This is a genomic window from Thermostichus sp. MS-CIW-26 (assembly GCF_054059115.1).
Window position 1 is genome coordinate 1 of sequence record NZ_JBSSBV010000024.1, and the last position, 16,131, is coordinate 16,131.

Consider the following 16,131-nt stretch of genomic DNA (forward strand, 5'->3'; position numbering starts at 1 on the left):
GCGACACCGTCCAGTCTTTCTCGCGAAACGAAAAGATACGGGCATCGTAGGTCGCAAAGCCTCTCTTGAACGCTTTGACGGGGCGGTTTTTCTGTTGGGCAACTTTACGGGCGCCGGCCAGCCGTCTGCAGACCTGCTGGTCGCGTAAGCGGGACGTAGTCCTTGCCAAGTTACTGGACAAGCCAAACCGAGCGCGAATCTGGTAATAGCAAAGGGACTGGAGTTTGACTGCGTTGACTACTTTTTCTGGTGTGTTTTGGTTGACCCAGTTCAACGCCTGCACAAAGGCATCCATTGTCGCATCCAACTTTGCGGCTTGCGACTGGGACACCTTGAGCTTGCAGGGGACGGTCAGGACTTGGGTCATGGTTCTATCATAACTTCCGCATTCCTCCCGACACTGACCCTACGGGTACAGTGCGGAGCTCCTGCGATTTCTAGCTGAGCGGTGGAGAAGACAGGAAAGGCTGGCACAGCCACAACCCACTGAACCCCAGGGTTAGGAGAGTGAGGGGCAGGCCAAAGCGCAGATGTTCCCCAAACGAAAGCACATAGCCTTTTTTGGCCGCTGCCTCGACTGTGATCAAATTGGCCACCGCCCCAAATAGTGTCAAATTGCCTGCCAAAGTGGAGCCAGCAGCCAGCAACAGCCAAGCGGTGGTCTCCTGTCGGGGCAGGAACGATTGCAGCAACAGCACCGCCGGCACATTGGAGATGAGGTTGGATAAAACGGCCACACTACTCAGCAGGGCAAGAGGGGATCCCGCCAGACTCTCTGCCAAGGATCCCAAGCTCATCCCCCAAGCAGTTACCAGCTCTCCCGTTGCCCGCGTCAGGATAAATAGCCCGGAAAACATCACCAGCAGATTCCAGTCCACCTGCTCCAAAAATCGCTCTGGCTTCAGCCTACGGGTAATCAACAACAGGGCCGCCGCCACCAAAGCCGATTCTGCCAAGGGAAGTCCGGCTACAAAGGCCACAAACAGCCCCCCCGTAATCACCACGCTCTTGCGCAACAGGGGCGGGTAGAGCCGCAGCGGCAGCCAAGGCACCCGAGCAAAGGGTTTCAACGAGCGCACCTCAGGGTAGTACAGCCACAGCAACCCCACTTCCAGCAGCAGCCCCACCACGGCAATGGGGGTCATCTGGGCAGCAAACTCCAGATAGCCGATCCCAGAGAAGGAGCCGATCAGGATATTCTGCGGGTTGCCGCTCAAGGTGGCGACGGATCCCAGGTTGGTGGCTGCCGCCAAGCCCAGCAGATAGGGAATCGGGTTTAACCCCAGCACCGTTGTGACCTGCAAAGTCAGGGGAGTAAACACCAGCGCCAGCGTGTCGTTGAGCAGGAAAGCCGAGAGCAGCCCGCTGCCGAACACCAGCATGATCAACAGACCAAAGGGGCTGCGGCTCACCCGAATCAAGCCCAGCAAAGCCAACTGAAAAGCCCCCCCATAGGACAAGCTGGCATTTACCACCATCATGCTCAGGAGAAACACAATCGTGGTCGGGTCAATGGCTTCCCAAGCCTGCCGTAGCGACAAGGTCCCCAAGCCAATCAACAGGGCGGATCCCACCAGGGCGATGGTGGCCCGGTTCATACGCAACCTAGGCAGGGATCCCAGTCCCAACCCGACATAGCTCAAACCCAACACCAACCAAGACAGCCCCTGCACCCCCCGATCCCTCCCGCACTTCTTTCAGGATCCCTGATGGGTTCAGCCAATGGCAAAGGCTGGAGTTGAAACAGGCCCAACATTCCCGATACTCAATGAAGTCACAAATAAGTCACAAGAACCAATCATGGTCAGAAACCTTTCGGGATAGTCCAAAAGCTCCGCTGGATCAGCGCGTTTGCCTCGGCGAGCTGCAGACCGAGCAGAGGTGGCGAGAATATCCAAGGTCTGGCCATCGTTCGTAGGATAATGGGAGCCCGCAGACATTGAGTTACCCACCGTTCACTGAGGAGTTGTCCCCTTGGTCAAAGAACGCGTAGAGGTCATCGTCCCGGCCACCACCGCCAACTTGGGGCCAGGGTTCGACTGCATCGGTGCAGCCCTAGAGCTCTACAATCACTTCCATTTTCGCGAGATCCCTTCCGGCCTCAGCATCCACTACCGTGGCAGCGACCACATCAGCCAAAGCAAGGACAACCTGGTGTACCGGGCTTTTTGCCGCGCCTTTGAGTTGCTGAGTAAGCCTGTGCCGGGGGTAGAAATCGAAATCACCCTCAACGTGCCCCTGGCGCGGGGGTTGGGCAGTTCTGCCACCGCCATTGTCGGCGGCTTACTGGGGGCCAATGCCATTGGGGCGCTTAACTTAGCTCCCGAAACCCTTCTACAACTGGCTATTGCCTTGGAGGGCCACCCAGACAATGTGGTGCCCGCCCTGCAGGGCAGTTGTCAGCTTTGTGTGCAGGGACAGCAGGGGCAATGGGTGTTTTGTCCCGTGGAGTGGCATGAGAGCATTGGCATCCTGGCCGTAGTGCCCAACTTTAAGCTTTCCACCCAAGCGGCCCGCGAGATCCTGCCCAAATCCGTCAGCTTGGCGGATGCGGTTTTTTCCAGCAGCCATCTGGGCCTGCTCATTCGCAGCTTGCAGTCGGGGCGGGTGGACTGGCTGAAGGTGGCTCTGCAGGATCGGCTGCACCAGCCGGCGCGTATGGAGCTGATCACTGGGTTCAAAACGGTTCAAGCTGCAGCCATGGCTGCCGGAGCCTATGGGGTGGTGATCAGCGGAGCCGGCCCCACTCTTCTGGCCCTCTGTGCTCCCGAGAATCGGGAACGGGTGGGATCCGCGATGGTCAGCGCTTGGGCGCAGTTGGATATTGAAGCGGAGGCCAAACTGCTCAACCTGGACCGGCAGGGAGGACGGGTGGTGATCCACTCCCAGCCGTCTGGATAGGAAACTCCCTGTCCAATCGGGGAGCTACCCTGCTGCCGGGAAGCCATCTTGCAGCAGCAACACCAAGGGCGGAAGAAATAGCCAAGCCGCCACCATCAAGGACGCCACTGCCGCCATCAACACCGCTGCCGCCGCGCAATCTTTGGCGATCTCGGCCAGGAGATGGTACTTGCTGCCCAGGGTGAGATCCACCACTGCTTCCAGAGCGGTATTCACCAGCTCCAGCGCCATCACCAAACCGCTGGTTAGGCTAATCACGGCCATTTCCAGGGCGCTCAGCTGCAGGCCCAGCCCAAGGCCAAAGGCCATCACCGCCATCACCATGTGAATGCGCAAGTTGCGCTGGGTGCGGATGGCATAGACCAAGCCCTTGCCCGCGTAGTAGAAACTTTTGCCCAAGTTGTCGGCCACTTGCCAAGAGGGGGGGCGTCGCCAGGGATCCATCCCCGAAGGCTCGGCAGTTGCTGCGGGATCGGCCTCAGAGATAGGCGCTGGGTCTACACCGGTGGGCCCGGAATGGACGCGCCGCCGGAACACCGCCAGGCGAGAACGCTCCGGCAACCGACTAGGGCTGTTGGCCATGGGCCACCTCCCCATCCAGTTGGATGGCGGCAAGCAACTGTCGCTGTTGCTGCAACATGCGCTGTAGGGACAGTTCATCCGGGTGATCCCACCCCAGCAGATGGAGCAACCCGTGGCTGGCCAACCAGGCCAACTCTTGCGAAAGACGATGCCCCTGCGCCTTGGCTTGTGCGCGGGCGGTGGGCACCGAAATCACAATATCCCCCAGCAGGCGTACCCCCGTTACGTCTTGGATCTCAAAGGGGGCAAACATCTCCTGCGCGGCAAAGGCCAACACATCGGTGGGCTCGTCGAGATGGCGAAACTCGCGGTTGAGCTGGCGGATGTGTTCATCGGAAGTGAGGCAAAGGCTGAGCTCGCATGGCTCCTGGACTCCCAGCTCTTTCAGCCAGATCTCGAACCAATGACGCCAAGTGGCTTCTTCAACCGGGCTGGGGATGTTGAATTGCAGATAGAGATCTAAAAATCCATCCATGCGGGCCTCACTCACACCACGCCCCTTATTCTACTGGTTTGCCCAGATTGGGCCAGGTTTTGTTTCTCTGCTCCGCAAGCTGCTGCAGCGCCTGTCGTAGTCGATTCTCCAACAGATGGCAGCCTGAGTCCAAATCCTCTGTCGGGAACAGATCCCCGGCAATGCCCACTGCCCAGGCCCCTGCTTGCAGGTATTCCGCTGCCTTGGCCAAGGTGACTCCCCCGGTGGGGATCAACGGCAGGGATCCCAGCACCGATTGTAGATGGCGCAGGTAGCGGGATCCCCCCATGCTCTCCACCGGAAACACCTTTACTGCCGTTGCCCCCGCCTGCCACGCCCTCCAGATCTCGCTGGGGGTGAGGGCACCGGGCACGATGGGCAGCCCTACTTCCCGACCCCAGCGGATAACTTGCTCATCGGTGAAGGGGCAAACGCAAAACTGGGCTCCTGCCTGCCAAGCCTGCTCCGCCACCTGCCGATCGAGAACAGTGCCCACCCCTATCCAACACTGCGGGTGGTCTTGTCGCAGTTGGGCAATCAGCTCCAGATATTGGGGAACTTGCGTGGTGATTTCAATGTGGCGGATCCCGGCTCGGATGGCCAGCATGGCTCCCTCGAGAGCTTGGGCTGGGCTGGCCCAGAGGCGGATCACGGCAATCAGCGGCTGCTGCCACAGATGGAGTAACCAGGGGTGCTGTGACCCTTTTCTGAAACTGCACTCAGCATCCTCGAATGCCATCTGTAGGAAAATACCCGCTCAGTGTTTTGCAGTTGCTTGGGTTTAGCTTAAGTTTAATTGCAATCCAAAAACGAAAAAGTCAGCCTGCCAATGAAATAATGACAAACCATAAAGCCTAAACGTCTTTTCTTTCAAGGGAAAGCCTAGCAGATGACTCAGGAACAAGCAAAGCCGGTGTTTTATAGGGGCAACTGTTTGCGCGTTCGTGGCCTTTGCCGGAGTGTTTGCTTTTCCCAGCTTTTCACGGCGTTGCTGGTTCCTGCTCTGGCCTTGTTGTCTCCCTAACCGGTGCTGAACTCAGCAGAGAAGAGGAGGAAGATTCCTCAAACCAAAGGTGCCGCAAGGTATCCCGTCTGTATGAGGCAACTTTTTGGTTGGCCTTCTAAGCGTGAGGTTTGCCAGCAGGTGAGCGGCCAGTTTATCGTCATTTCCTAGTTTTTCTAGTCCGTTGAGGTTGCTGCCGCTTGAGTTGCATGCCGTCAGGCCTGTGGGATCCGGAGGTGGAGTCGCTACTGTCTGGCTCTTCTGTTGCTGTTCGGAGTAGCCCTAAATAGCCAGCTCAGGCCCGATTCAGATCCGTGGGGATCTTTGTATCCTTAGGGTCGATGGGTCAGTCGCAGAGGGTGTGAGGAATGACGAGTCTCAGTCGTGGGGCACACAGGCTAAAAGGGTGGATAGCGCTCGGATTGCTCACCCTCTTGCTGTTGGGGGGACTGGGGGGGGTTGCCCCGTCTCAGGCGCAGAATGTCAACCAATTGCAACAGCGGCAGCAGCAGATCCAGCACCAAATCCAGAGCACTCAGCGCCGCTTGGGAGAACTGCGCCAAGCAGAAGAAGAAGCCCGCCGCCGCATGGGATCCCTGCGGCAAAACCTTCGACAGACCGAATCCAGCCTTCGCGACAATCAGTATCGTCTGGAACAAGCCCAGAAAGCCCTGGAGCAAGCTCAAAAGGAGCTACAGGAGCTGGAAGACCGCCTGAGACGGCAGCAACAGGGCACGGCGGCCCGTTTGCGCTACATGCAGCGGCAGGGGGCTGAACATTGGTGGGCTCTGCTGCTCACCAGCCGTGACTTGAACGAGTTTTTCGACCGCCGCCACCAACTGCAACTGTTGATCGAGGCGGATCGGCAGTTGATCCAAGAGCTGCAAGCAATGGCCAAGGAGGTGGATCAACAGCGCATTGCCCTGGAGATGCAGCGCAACGAGATCTCTTTGATTTTGCAGGAGCTGGCCGCCCAGAAGAACCAACTGCAGCAGCAGGCGGTCGCCCAAGAGCAGCTGTTGAGCCGCTTGGCCAACGAACGCGCGGCCTATGAAGCAGCCCAACGGCGGCTGGAAGCCGATTCCCAACAGTTGACTCTCCTCATCCAGCAACTGATCGCCCAGCAGGCCCAACAGCAGGGGGGCAGGGATCCCGTTCAAGGGACGGGCCGATTCATCGCTCCGGTGCGCGGGCCGATCACCAGTGGCTTTGGCTGGCGGGTTCACCCCATCTACCGCAGTCGCCGCTTTCATGCGGGGATCGATTTTGGTGTGCCCACCGGCACTGCGGTGAGAGCCTCCGACCGGGGCACCGTCATCTACGCCGGTTGGTACGGCGGCTACGGCTATACGGTGATTGTGAATCACGGCGGCGGCATCACCACCCTGTACGCCCACAACAGCCGCGTTGCCGTTGGGGTAGGCCAGCAGGTACAGCGGGGGCAAGCAATTGCTGCTTCCGGCTCCACCGGCCTCTCCACCGGGCCCCATGTTCACTTTGAAGTGCGCGTCAATGGCCAACCGGTGGATCCCCGCCGCTACCTGTGAAGCAAAGCCTCCGTCGGCAACAGCTTCAGGGATCCCGCCTGCAATGTCCACCGCACATCGGCAATGGAGGACAGCTCCTCCGGGTCGTGGGAAACCACCAGCACCGTCCAGGTGGACTTTAGCCGAGCCAACAGCTCGATCAACTGCCGTCGCACCGACCAATCCAATCCTGCCGTCGGCTCATCCAGCAACAGCAAAAACGGGCCACGGATCAACTGGACGGCCAGGGCCAAGCGCCGCTGTTGCCCGCCGCTGAGGCGGTTTGGGGAGGTATGTAGAGGGATCCCTTCCAATCCCACCTGTCTGAGGGCGTTTTCGATCTCTTTTCTCTGTAGCTCTGGATAACCAAAGCGCATTTCCTCCAGCACCGTCAAGCCGCAAAAGTGGCGCTCTGGAAACTGAAACACCAACCCCGCCATGCTGCGCAAGCGGTTGGGGGAAAGTTCTGCCCCTCCCCAGGTAATCCGTCCTTGGGTGGGCCGCGCCAAGCCAGCCAAAATCTCCAGCAGGGTGCTCTTGCCCGCCCCACTTTTGCCCACGATCAGCCCCAACTGGTTCAGGCCCAACTCAAAGGAAAGATCGTTGAGAATGGGCTGGGAAACGCCTGCCGGATGGTAGGAAAGATGCTGAACTTGCAACATGGGGGGCAAAAGAGGGGGATGCTGTCGTTATTTTGGCACCGGAAGATCCCCGCGCGACAGCTATGGCCCTTCTTCAGCGGGAAGGTCGAAGCTTGGGAAACACCTCTATCCGGAGGAGCAGATTAAGCTAGCCTGAAGCTAGGGTAAATTATCGCTCTGGTTATCCTGATGGCGCAGCCTTCTTCTGCAGATTCTCCTTCGGTTGGGGCGGGATCCCCCCCCCAGCTGAGTTACACCCGCCTGGCCATGCGCAACATGGTGCGCAAAGGCAAGACTTCCCTGCTTCACTTCACCCTGACAGCGGTGGGGTTGGTGGCCCTGCTGGTGGGGCTGGCCTACCTGTTTCACTGAAAGGTCTTTCTTGTTACACTCCATGTCGCTTCTTAAGCTTTTCCCAAGATTAGGTGTTAGGAAGGAACAAGCAGCAATGGCTCCTACGGTTGGACCTACGGTCCGCTTCCGCGAACGAGCGCACGGCAATCCCGGCTGCTGAAACGCCAACCTTTGGCTTTAATGCTACGCAATGTGCTACGCACCGCTATCGCGAGCGCTAACGCGACTGGACTTTGGCCTATGCAGACTTCGCCAGACCTCACCTCCGCTCGTTCTGTCATTCGCCTGCTGTTGTTTGCCAAGAGTCGAGCTGTCGTTGCCGAACTTGAGGAACATCTGCGCCAGCACATCCAGGGGTTGCCCGGCCAATACCCTGCCCAACTGGAAGTGGTGCCGCTGGAGGAGCACCCCTACCTGGCGGAGCATTACAAGCTGGTGGTGACCCCGGCTCTGGTCAAGGCTGAACCCTTGCCTGCTCAGGTTTTGGCAGGCGAAGACTTGGCGACGCAGTTGGAAGTGTGGTGGCCCCGTTGGCAAGGCCAGGCGGCTTTGGCCTCCGGCCCGCTGACGCGAATGGCTTCCCATGGACCTACGGTCCGCTTCCACGAACAAGAGGGGGCAGGACGGCATCCCACCTCCCCTCCAACCACTGAGGCACTGTTGCAAATGTCGGAAGAGGTGTTTTTGCTGCGGCAGGAGCGGGCCCAATTGCGGGAGCAGTTGGACTTCAAAGATCGCGTTCTGGCCATGCTGGTGCATGATTTGCGCAGTCCCCTGACGGCCACGGCTCTGGCGGTCGAAACCCTGCAGCAGGGGCGCGAGGGATCCCTGGACAAAGCGCTGGAACGGCAGTTGTTCGACCATGCCCGCCAGCAACTGCGCAAGATGGACAGCATGATCACCGACATTCTGGAGTCGGCCCGTGGCGCTGCCTCGGAGCTGAGGATTCGAGCCGTAGAAACCCAGTTGCCCGGCTTGTGTCAGGCGGTGATCGAGGAGCTATGGCCGCGCATTCAAGGCAAGCGGCTGCAGTTTCAAGCGGATATTCCCGTGGATCTGCCCTCCGTCCATGTGGATCCCGACAAGATCCGCCAAGTTCTGTTCAACCTGCTGGACAACGCCATCAAGTACACCCCTGCCGAGGGATCCATCCGCCTCGATGTCCTCCATCGCACCAGCCAAAAGGTGCAGGTGACCGTCAGCGATACTGGCCCTGGGATCCCGGAAGCCGACCAAGAGAGCATCTTCTCCGATTCTGTCCGTCTGTCCCGGGATCAACAGCAGGAGGGCTATGGCATCGGCCTTTCCCTCTGCCGACGGATCGTGCGCGCTCACTACGGCCAGATTTGGGTGGAGTCTTCCTTGGGCAAAGGCAGCAGCTTTCATTTCACTTTGCCCGTGTATCGGCTCTGCAAGGGCTAGCCGGGAGCTGGCTCCCCGTGGGTGTGAGCCCCCTCAGAGAGAACAGATCTGACGGTTTTCCTGGACTTGGCAAAAGCGCTCCGCGCCGCTTCCGCGACTATTCCCAGCCCCTCTTCCAGAGGGAAAGGGGGGTCACGGATCAACCTAAGTTTTTAAAACGACTCCGAGTGGATGCTCTGGCAACAGGGACTCATCCTGCCTTTGGCGGGGTTGTTGCTAGGCTTCGTGTCGCGAGGACGGTTTGATGGGCGTTTTGCAATCTAGGTCAGGGCAGGTTGGCCAATTTGTGGGTTTAATGTGGGTTTAATTAAGCCAAGCTCACCGGAGTGGAGTCGGTGAAACTGCCAGCAGTGTCTGTCAGAAGTATGGTGTTAAGGCAATCGTTCTTATGACCAGAGCAAGGGAGAGGAAAGGCACCGATCCATCCGCGCTAGCGGGCCGTAGGCCTTTGCCAGAGAAGTCGCGGGATCCCCGCCGCCCTCCACAACCTGCCAAGAACGCCGTCCCGCCTCCAGAGGGGTCAAAGCCGCAAACAGGTTCTGGTCGCCTGCTTCCTGCCCCTAGGGGATCCCTGTCGGTTTCCCCTCCTCAACCGCTGCGTCTTGCTCGCCAGAAAGCCATTGCTCGTCTGCGCCAACGGGCTGCCCGGCCTCGCCGCTTGAGACGTTCTCCATCTCTCGGGCAAGTGTTGCTCAGGGGACTGAGCTTAAGTCTCATCCTGGGCCTGACGATGGCGGGCCTCTCGCAACTGCTGCAATCGACCACCGCTGGCCGGACAGAACAGTCCACGACGCAGCTTGGGGATCCTCCCCCGTCGGCATTCCCGAGTAACATTCTGCCGGGAGAAGCGATCCCGGCTTTGCAGGAGCGCTTGGCCGCTTTGGCCGACCAACCGGGCTTGACGGCAGGGGCTCTGTTCTGGGAGGTGGAAACTGGCGCCTTTGCTGGGGTTAGGCCGGATCAGGCTTTTCCTGCCGCCAGCGTGATCAAGATCCCCATTCTCTTGGCTTTTTTCCAGGCTGTGGAAACCGGACAGGTGCGGCTGGATGAGAGGCTCACCCTGCGGGAAGATCTCAAGGGAGGGGGGGCAGGCGTGCTGCAAACCCGCCCGCTGGGATCCCAGGTTTCTGCTTTGGAAGCGGCCACCCTGATGATCACCCTCAGCGACAACTTCGCCACCAATCTGATCATCGATCGCCTGGGTGGACAGGAGGCTCTCAACCAAAAATTTCGCCAGTGGGGGCTACAACACACGCAAATTTCATGGTGGCTACCGGATCTGGAGGGCACCAACACCAGCAGCCCGCGCGACATGGTTTGGTTGCTCAGCCAGGTGGAACAGGGGCGCATGTTGAACCGCCGCAGCCGCGACCGCTTTTTGGATATTCTCTGGCGCACCCAACGGCTCTCCTATTTCCGGCCCAATCTGGGCCAAGAGGTGCGCATTGCCCACAAAACGGGAACCCTGGGCTCCGTGGTGGGAGATGCCGGGATCCTGGATTTGCCCAACGGGCGGCGCTATGTGGCGGCGGTGTGGGTGAAGCGAGAAACCCCCAACGATCCCAGAGCCGAAGGGCTGATCGCCAGCTTGTCGCAAGCAGCCTATGAGTTCTGGTCTGCTCCCGAGGATCCAACGGCCAAGGACTCCATGGGCAGCCTGGAACGCTAAGTCTTCCACTCCACAAATCTTTCCATATTGCTACGCAACGCTTACGCGAACGCAGTAGCAGTGCGGAGCACTATTCCAGGCAGAGCGCAAATGCCAGAGTGGAGAAACAGGCGTTGAGGGAAAACGATATTGCTACGCAACGCTTACGCGAAGGGGCACCTGGTCAGCATCAACCCCACCACCGGAGAGGAATTGGCTCGCTACCCCGTTTTCGACGCTGGGCAGATCCAGAGCTGTATTGCCCAAGCCCACGAGCGGTTCCAGAGCTATCGTCGGATCCCGTTTGCTCAACGATCCGCCTGGCTGAAGCGGGTAGCAGGGATCCTGGAGGAGCGCAAAGCGGAGTTTGGCCGCCTAATCAGCTTGGAGATGGGCAAAACCTTGGCCTCTGCCGTTGCCGAAGTGGAAAAATCCGCTTGGGTTTGTCGCTACTATGCCGAGGAGGCAGAGGGATTCTTGGCCGAGCGCTCCATATTGCTACGCAACGCTTACGCGAACGCCAGCGATGCCAGCCGCAGCGGGATCCGCTACCAGCCGCTGGGGGTGATTTTGGCGGTGATGCCCTGGAACTTTCCCTTTTGGCAGGTGTTTCGCTGTGCCGCCCCGGCCCTGATGGCGGGCAACACCCTCTTGCTGAAACATGCTTCCAACGTGCCCCAATCGGCTTTGACCCTGGAGCGGATCTTTCAGGAGGCGGGATTTCCGCCAGGGGTCTTTCAAACCCTGCTGATCACAGCAGCCCAGGTGGCAGAGGTGGTGGCGGATGAACGGGTGCGGGGGGCCGCCCTCACCGGGAGCGAAGCCGCCGGCTCCAGCCTGGCCCGTTTGGCCGGTCAATATCTGAAAAAAACGGTGTTGGAACTGGGAGGGAGCGATCCCTTCATCGTGCTGCCCAGCGCCGATCTGGAGGCAGCAGTTGCCACAGCGGTCACGGCCCGTCTGATCAACAACGGCCAGTCCTGCATTGCCGCCAAACGATTTATCTTGCACAGGGCTATCGCTGAACCTTTCACGGCTGCCATGACGGAGCGATTTCGCCGGCTCAAGGTAGGGGATCCCTTGGATCCGCAAACGGACGTGGGGCCTCTGGCTACCCCCAGCATCCTGCAAGAGGTGGATGGACAGGTGCAGGCTTTGGTGCAGGCGGGGGCCAAAGTTCACATCGGTGGCTCCCCCTGGGGAGGGAATTTTTACCCGCCCACGATCCTGAGCGACATCCCCCCGGATCATCCGGTGGCCCACCAGGAGGTGTTCGGGCCGGTGGCGCTGCTGTTCACCGTCCCGGATGTGTCGGCAGCCATTGAGCTGGCCAACAACACGCCCTTTGGCCTGGGTGCCAGCGCCTGGACAACCGATCCAGAGGAACAAGAGCGCCTGCTGGAGGAGCTGGAGGCGGGATCCGTATTCATCAATGGCATGGTCAAGTCCGACCCGCGCCTTCCCTTCGGTGGCATCAAACGCTCAGGATATGGACGGGAACTGAGTCGGGAAGGGATCCTGGAATTTGTAAATGTCAAAACCATTTGGGTGAAGTGATAGCGGAGACTCCTCAAAGGGATCCCCAGCCGGCGACGGATCCTGTAATCAAGCTGGATCAGTTCCTCAAGCTGGCGGGGGTTGTTCCCACCGGCGGGCAGGCCAAGCAGCTCATCCAAGCGGGGCAAGTGCGGGTGAATGGCGAGGTGGAAACCCGGCGGGGACGCAAGCTGCGCTCAGGAGATGAGGTGGCCGTGGGAGGTGAAGTTTGGCGAGTGCGCCTGGATAAGACCCCAAAGTCAGATCAGTGAACGGGTCAGTGCAACCGGATCAAAAGAAGCATGGCCAAGGCCCCGATTCCCCCTGCCACCGCAAACTGCCATTCCAGCCCCCACAGCAGGCAGGCAACTCCGGCCAGGATCTGGATCCCACCGGTGATCCAGTAGGGGAGGCGCGGCGGATCCACCAAGCCGTTGAGCCAGTGACCCAGCCCCATTTGCCACAGCCAAAACACCCCCAGGTATGGGCTCAAAGCTGCCAAAGGGGTACGCCCGACAAAGGGCAGCACCGAGAGGATCATGCCCTGGGCGATCACCAACGTCCACACCAAACCCACAAAGTAGAGGTGGGCCAGTCCGGCTGTTCGAAACTCCGGCAAGCTAGTCTGCCGCACCATGTAGCCCAACCCAATCAGGGAAATCACCAGCCACAGCCAGTTGATGTTGGCCTCTTGGTGAAACTGGGTGGCAGCAAACCCAATCCCCAAAAGGACGGCCCAAACCAGGTACACCCGCCGACAAATGTTCCAGAAGGGAAGAGGGGATCCCAGGGGTTCCATTTGCATGGCCTTCACCTAATCGACGACGACAATGCGGCCCACCATGCTGGGGTGGATATCGCAGAAATATTCCTGGATCCCAGCTACTTCGAACACCACCGCTTTGCTCTCGTTGCGACTTAGCCGTCCCGTCCCTTGAAACTGCGCTCCCTCCACAGGAGTAGCCGTGTGGGGGGTGGAATCCAGGTTGGTGAAGGTCACCTTGCCCCCCCGCTTGAGGGTAACCTCCGAGGGCAGGTATTGAAACCCCCGAATGATTACCTCTGCTGCCGCCGTTGCTTCGACAGGATCCCGCTCCGCAACGGAGCTGGCTTGTCGCCACCGATCCACGGCCAAGATGGCCCCCGCATTGAGCAGGGATCCCAGCCCACTGAGCAACAGCAACCGCCGCGTCATTGGCATAGGGCTTTCTCCACACAGGTTAGGAAGCGAAAAAAAGCTGAGGCGTTCAGAAGAAGGCGATTGCGACAGCGGTGTGGAACACCTTGACCTCCAAAGAACCTCCAAAGATCTCCAAGCCCCAAGTCCTACAGAGGACGTTGGAAGGCTTTGCAGATCATCGCCTCATCGCCGGCAGGGGTTACCAACAGCTCTACACCTTCAGGATCCAGCGCTCCCGAGTCTCGGCGCTGACAAAGGGGGCAGGCACCACCAGAATGCTGGGATCAAGGCTGTGGAACACGGCCCGGATTGCAGTGGCATGGGCAACTTCGTTGGGGCCAATGGTGCTGGCGGCAGCCACCAGGTCTTTGTTGGAAAGCTGGGTAAACGCGTCGTTGTAAGCCAAGGCTGCATCAAACTCCAGAGCCAGGGCCAGCTTGGCAATGTTGGCATCGGAGTCGAGATTGCCTTCTTTGTTGTCGATGTAGGTGGAAAGGTCGTAGCTATCCCGGGCCCGAGAGGGGATCCCCCCCAGTTGCCGCACGGCGCCCGCCAGCAGATCCCGGTGCTGTTCGTGATCCTTCAGGTTCTTGGTGGCCACTTCCAACACGATCTTGCCCACCTCAGTATTGCTCAACTTGCCGGCAGCGGTTTTGTAGGCCCAGATTGCCTGCTGTTCCAAGTCGATGGCGGCGTTGAGGATGGCGATGTCGGCAGTGTTGGACTGGGCGGCACCGGGCAGGGTGCGCAATCCAATTGCTCCACCTACGCCCGCCAGCAAACCAGCCAACAACAAGCTGCGGCGGGAGGTTGCAGGGCTGGGATCCCATTCGGCGGCCAATTGAGGCAGAGCGAAGGGAGTCTTTGCAGTCTTCATCTCAAGTCTCCTGTCTCGAAAGATGGCAACCAACCTTCAGGGGCTTGCTCTGGGTCGGGCAATTCCCTCTGGCCTGGTCTGATGGAGATACGCCGTGGATGCCGCCGCGGATGCCTGAGGGAAGAGATTTTCGTGGTCAAATAGCCATGAAATGCCTCCTCGAACTCCCCTCTCCCTCTGGGAGAAGGTCCGGGCTATCTTAAAAGCGTGTCCAACGGCTCCAGTGGGGGCCAGCATTCGGTCGGTAGTGTCGTTATCCATCCATGCGATTCTGGGCGTGAACCTGCACCTTGCTCTGCCGGAGGCCAGCCTACAGAGCTACGCCACCTGGATTGAGGCGCGTATTCGGGAGGGGCAGGGCGCTCAGGTGGTTACCTGCAACCCGGAAATGATCATGCAGGCGCAGCGGGATCTGGCCTTTGCCCAGGTGCTGCAAGCGGCGGAGCTGGTGATCCCCGATGGCATTGGGGTGGTGTGGGCTTTGCGACGGCAGGGGATCCGCGTCCAGCGGGTGCCGGGGATCGAGCTGGCAGAAACCCTGATCCCGTTGGCGGCAGAACGGGGGTGGCGCTTGGCCCTGGTGGGGGGAAGGCCGGAAGTCAACCGGGCAGCAATTCGATATTGGCAAGCCCAGTGTCCTGCTTTGGCCCTCTGGGGCTACCACGGCTACTTCTCTAGCGAGGAAGAAAAAGAGCTTCTGCAAGCTCTCCAGGAATTTCGACCGCAACTGGTGTGGGTGGGGCTGGGATCCCCGCGCCAGGAGCTGTGGATCCAGAAGTGGCGTCCCCTTTTGCCCCAAGCCATCTGGATGGGGGTGGGGGGCAGCTTGGACATTTGGGCCGGCCAAAAACGGCGAGCGCCCCGTTGGTGGCGTGACCATCACCTGGAATGGTTGTATCGTCTCTATCAGGAACCCTGGCGCTGGCGACGCATGTTAGCTCTGCCCAGCTTTGTCTGGCGAGTGCTGTGGGATCCCTCTTCTCGTTTGCGCCCCTAGTCTGCCGGCGCTCTCTCCCTCCTCTGTCTAGGCGCTTACTATGGTGATCGGTCAGCACATCGGCTATCCTCCTCGCTTACACCGTTGGGCGGGTACGGCTCCGACTCCTCATCTCCCTGCCCCGGCCAATCCAGAGGCCACCCTGGGCTTTTACGGCAGCACTCAATCCGGATCCCTGGAAACCCCGGCCAGCATGGTGTCCTTGCGGGGCGTGAGCAAGGTCTTTCCCAACGGCAACTTAATTTTTCAGGATGTGAACTTGGAGGTGCGCCGCGGCGAGTTCGTGTTCGTAACTGGGGTCTCCGGGGCGGGCAAGTCCACCCTGCTGCGGCTACTCTACGGGGCGGAACAGGCCACCGAGGGCACGGTCATCGTCGATCAAGTCTGTCTCTTTTCTTCTGAAGGGCGGCGGCGACCCTATCGCATCCCACCTCGTCCGCTGGCCATGTTGCGGCGGCGCTTGGGGGTGGTTTTCCAAGATTATCGCCTTCTGGCCAACCGCACCCTGGCAGAAAATGTGGCCTTCGTGCTGCGCGCCCAAGGGCTGTCCCCCGCAGAAATCCGCCGTCGCATCGGGCCGACCCTAAAGATGGTGGGGCTGACCGAAAAGCGAGATCACTTTCCCCATGAGCTTTCGGGGGGGGAACAGCAGCGCCTTAGCCTGGCCCGTGCCATTGTCAACATGCCGGTGCTGCTGCTGGCGGACGAGCCAACAGGAAACCTAGATCCGGAAAACTCCCTCTTGGTTCTCCAGATTTTGGAGCGGCTCAATTCCTTTGGGGTGACCGTCATCATGACCAGCCATGACCCCTATCTGGTGGAGCGGGCCGGCCACCGGGTGGTGCGCATGGAGGGAGGGCGCCTGTATGATCTGCGCTGAGGGGCTACCGGGATCCCTACTTTGCTCTTCACAAGCTTTTTGAGATCCCGGAGAGCAGCTTTGCCGGTTGCATCAGCAGACCGTAGGCCCTAAGCCAGCCGCATCAGCA

17 protein-coding genes and 1 pseudogene are annotated in these 16,131 nt (G+C 59.7%); 9 read left to right on the forward strand and 9 right to left on the reverse strand.

The genetic code is table 11. The annotated features are described in order from the left end of the window. Positions 1 to 367 (reverse strand): annotated as a pseudogene (locus ACVWZU_RS09100) (RNA-guided endonuclease TnpB family protein); the annotation flags it as partial. Between the two features lie 70 nt (positions 368 to 437). Beyond that, positions 438 to 1,673, reverse strand: coding sequence for an anion transporter (locus ACVWZU_RS09105; RefSeq protein ID WP_457444480.1), 1,236 nt, complete (start codon positions 1,671 to 1,673; stop codon positions 438 to 440). A 301-nt stretch (positions 1,674 to 1,974) separates the two neighbouring features. Between ACVWZU_RS09105 and thrB the strand changes: the two genes are divergently transcribed. Next, entirely contained in the window at positions 1,975 to 2,901 is a 927-nt protein-coding gene (gene thrB, locus ACVWZU_RS09110) for a homoserine kinase (protein WP_414329601.1), read from the forward strand. Positions 2,902 to 2,925: 24 nt separating this feature from the next. Here thrB and ACVWZU_RS09115 read toward each other — a convergent pair whose 3' ends face one another. From ACVWZU_RS09115 to eda, 3 genes are read right to left on the reverse strand one after another with little or no spacing between them, the layout of a single operon-like run. Further along, positions 2,926 to 3,483 carry a diacylglycerol kinase family protein gene (locus ACVWZU_RS09115; protein ID WP_457444482.1) on the reverse strand — a complete coding sequence of 186 codons (558 nt, stop codon included), beginning with the start codon at positions 3,481 to 3,483 and terminating at the stop codon, positions 2,926 to 2,928. Beyond that, positions 3,467 to 3,958 carry an rRNA maturation RNase YbeY gene (gene ybeY / locus ACVWZU_RS09120; RefSeq protein ID WP_414352127.1) on the reverse strand — a complete coding sequence of 164 codons (492 nt, stop codon included), beginning with the start codon at positions 3,956 to 3,958 and terminating at the stop codon, positions 3,467 to 3,469. The genes ACVWZU_RS09115 and ybeY overlap by 17 nt, the downstream gene beginning before the upstream one ends. Positions 3,959 to 3,983: 25 nt before the next feature. Then, positions 3,984 to 4,697 carry a bifunctional 4-hydroxy-2-oxoglutarate aldolase/2-dehydro-3-deoxy-phosphogluconate aldolase gene (gene eda / locus ACVWZU_RS09125; RefSeq protein ID WP_457444484.1) on the reverse strand — a complete coding sequence of 238 codons (714 nt, stop codon included), beginning with the start codon at positions 4,695 to 4,697 and terminating at the stop codon, positions 3,984 to 3,986. 686 nt (positions 4,698 to 5,383) lie between these two features. Between eda and ACVWZU_RS09130 the strand changes: the two genes are divergently transcribed. Beyond that, positions 5,384 to 6,508, forward strand: a complete 1,125-nt coding sequence (locus ACVWZU_RS09130; RefSeq protein ID WP_238376740.1) for a murein hydrolase activator EnvC family protein — start codon at positions 5,384 to 5,386, stop codon at positions 6,506 to 6,508. Here the strand turns inward: ACVWZU_RS09130 and ACVWZU_RS09135 are convergent. Continuing rightward, positions 6,499 to 7,149, reverse strand: coding sequence for an ABC transporter ATP-binding protein (locus ACVWZU_RS09135; protein ID WP_011433492.1), 651 nt, complete (start codon positions 7,147 to 7,149; stop codon positions 6,499 to 6,501). The genes ACVWZU_RS09130 and ACVWZU_RS09135 overlap by 10 nt on opposite strands. 168 nt (positions 7,150 to 7,317) lie before the next feature. On the opposite strand from ACVWZU_RS09135, the gene ACVWZU_RS09140 reads away from it, so the two are divergent. The 5 genes from ACVWZU_RS09140 to ACVWZU_RS09160 all read left to right on the forward strand — a co-directional run bounded on the left by ACVWZU_RS09140 (position 7,318) and on the right by ACVWZU_RS09160 (position 12,360). After that, a complete protein-coding gene (locus tag ACVWZU_RS09140; protein WP_414352125.1) occupies positions 7,318 to 7,500 on the forward strand; it encodes a DUF3285 domain-containing protein in 183 nt (60 codons plus the stop codon). Positions 7,501 to 7,722: 222 nt separating this feature from the next. Beyond that, positions 7,723 to 8,904 (forward strand): histidine kinase, encoded by a 1,182-nt coding sequence (locus ACVWZU_RS09145; protein WP_457444486.1) that lies wholly within the window; start codon positions 7,723 to 7,725, stop codon positions 8,902 to 8,904. 448 nt (positions 8,905 to 9,352) lie between these two features. Beyond that, positions 9,353 to 10,573 carry a serine hydrolase gene (locus ACVWZU_RS09150; RefSeq protein ID WP_457444488.1) on the forward strand — a complete coding sequence of 407 codons (1,221 nt, stop codon included), beginning with the start codon at positions 9,353 to 9,355 and terminating at the stop codon, positions 10,571 to 10,573. Between the two features lie 129 nt (positions 10,574 to 10,702). Beyond that, positions 10,703 to 12,109 (forward strand): NAD-dependent succinate-semialdehyde dehydrogenase, encoded by a 1,407-nt coding sequence (locus ACVWZU_RS09155; protein ID WP_457444490.1) that lies wholly within the window; start codon positions 10,703 to 10,705, stop codon positions 12,107 to 12,109. After that, positions 12,097 to 12,360 carry an RNA-binding S4 domain-containing protein gene (locus ACVWZU_RS09160; RefSeq protein WP_457444492.1) on the forward strand — a complete coding sequence of 88 codons (264 nt, stop codon included), beginning with the start codon at positions 12,097 to 12,099 and terminating at the stop codon, positions 12,358 to 12,360. The genes ACVWZU_RS09155 and ACVWZU_RS09160 overlap by 13 nt, the downstream gene beginning before the upstream one ends. Positions 12,361 to 12,365: 5 nt before the next feature. On the opposite strand, the gene ACVWZU_RS09165 is transcribed toward ACVWZU_RS09160, so the two are convergent. The 3 genes from ACVWZU_RS09165 to ACVWZU_RS09175 all read right to left on the reverse strand — a co-directional run bounded on the left by ACVWZU_RS09165 (position 12,366) and on the right by ACVWZU_RS09175 (position 14,145). Next, positions 12,366 to 12,893 (reverse strand): hypothetical protein, encoded by a 528-nt coding sequence (locus tag ACVWZU_RS09165; RefSeq protein WP_414399642.1) that lies wholly within the window; start codon positions 12,891 to 12,893, stop codon positions 12,366 to 12,368. A gap of 9 nt (positions 12,894 to 12,902) precedes the next feature. Further along, entirely contained in the window at positions 12,903 to 13,289 is a 387-nt protein-coding gene (locus ACVWZU_RS09170) for a cupredoxin domain-containing protein (protein WP_414329581.1), read from the reverse strand. A gap of 190 nt (positions 13,290 to 13,479) precedes the next feature. Further along, entirely contained in the window at positions 13,480 to 14,145 is a 666-nt protein-coding gene (locus ACVWZU_RS09175) for a DUF4439 domain-containing protein (protein ID WP_414329579.1), read from the reverse strand. A gap of 277 nt (positions 14,146 to 14,422) precedes the next feature. Here ACVWZU_RS09175 and ACVWZU_RS09180 point away from each other — a divergent pair, with 277 nt between their 5' ends. Both ACVWZU_RS09180 and ACVWZU_RS09185 read left to right on the forward strand, forming a co-directional pair. Next, the gene (locus tag ACVWZU_RS09180; protein WP_414343540.1) at positions 14,423 to 15,142 is read left to right on the forward strand and encodes a WecB/TagA/CpsF family glycosyltransferase; all 720 of its coding nucleotides are present in this window, start codon (positions 14,423 to 14,425) and stop codon (positions 15,140 to 15,142) included. A 193-nt stretch (positions 15,143 to 15,335) separates the two neighbouring features. Beyond that, complete coding sequence (locus tag ACVWZU_RS09185) at positions 15,336 to 16,022, forward strand: cell division ATP-binding protein FtsE (protein ID WP_011433482.1); 687 nt, start codon at positions 15,336 to 15,338, stop codon at positions 16,020 to 16,022. The last annotated feature ends 109 nt before the right edge of the window (positions 16,023 to 16,131 follow it).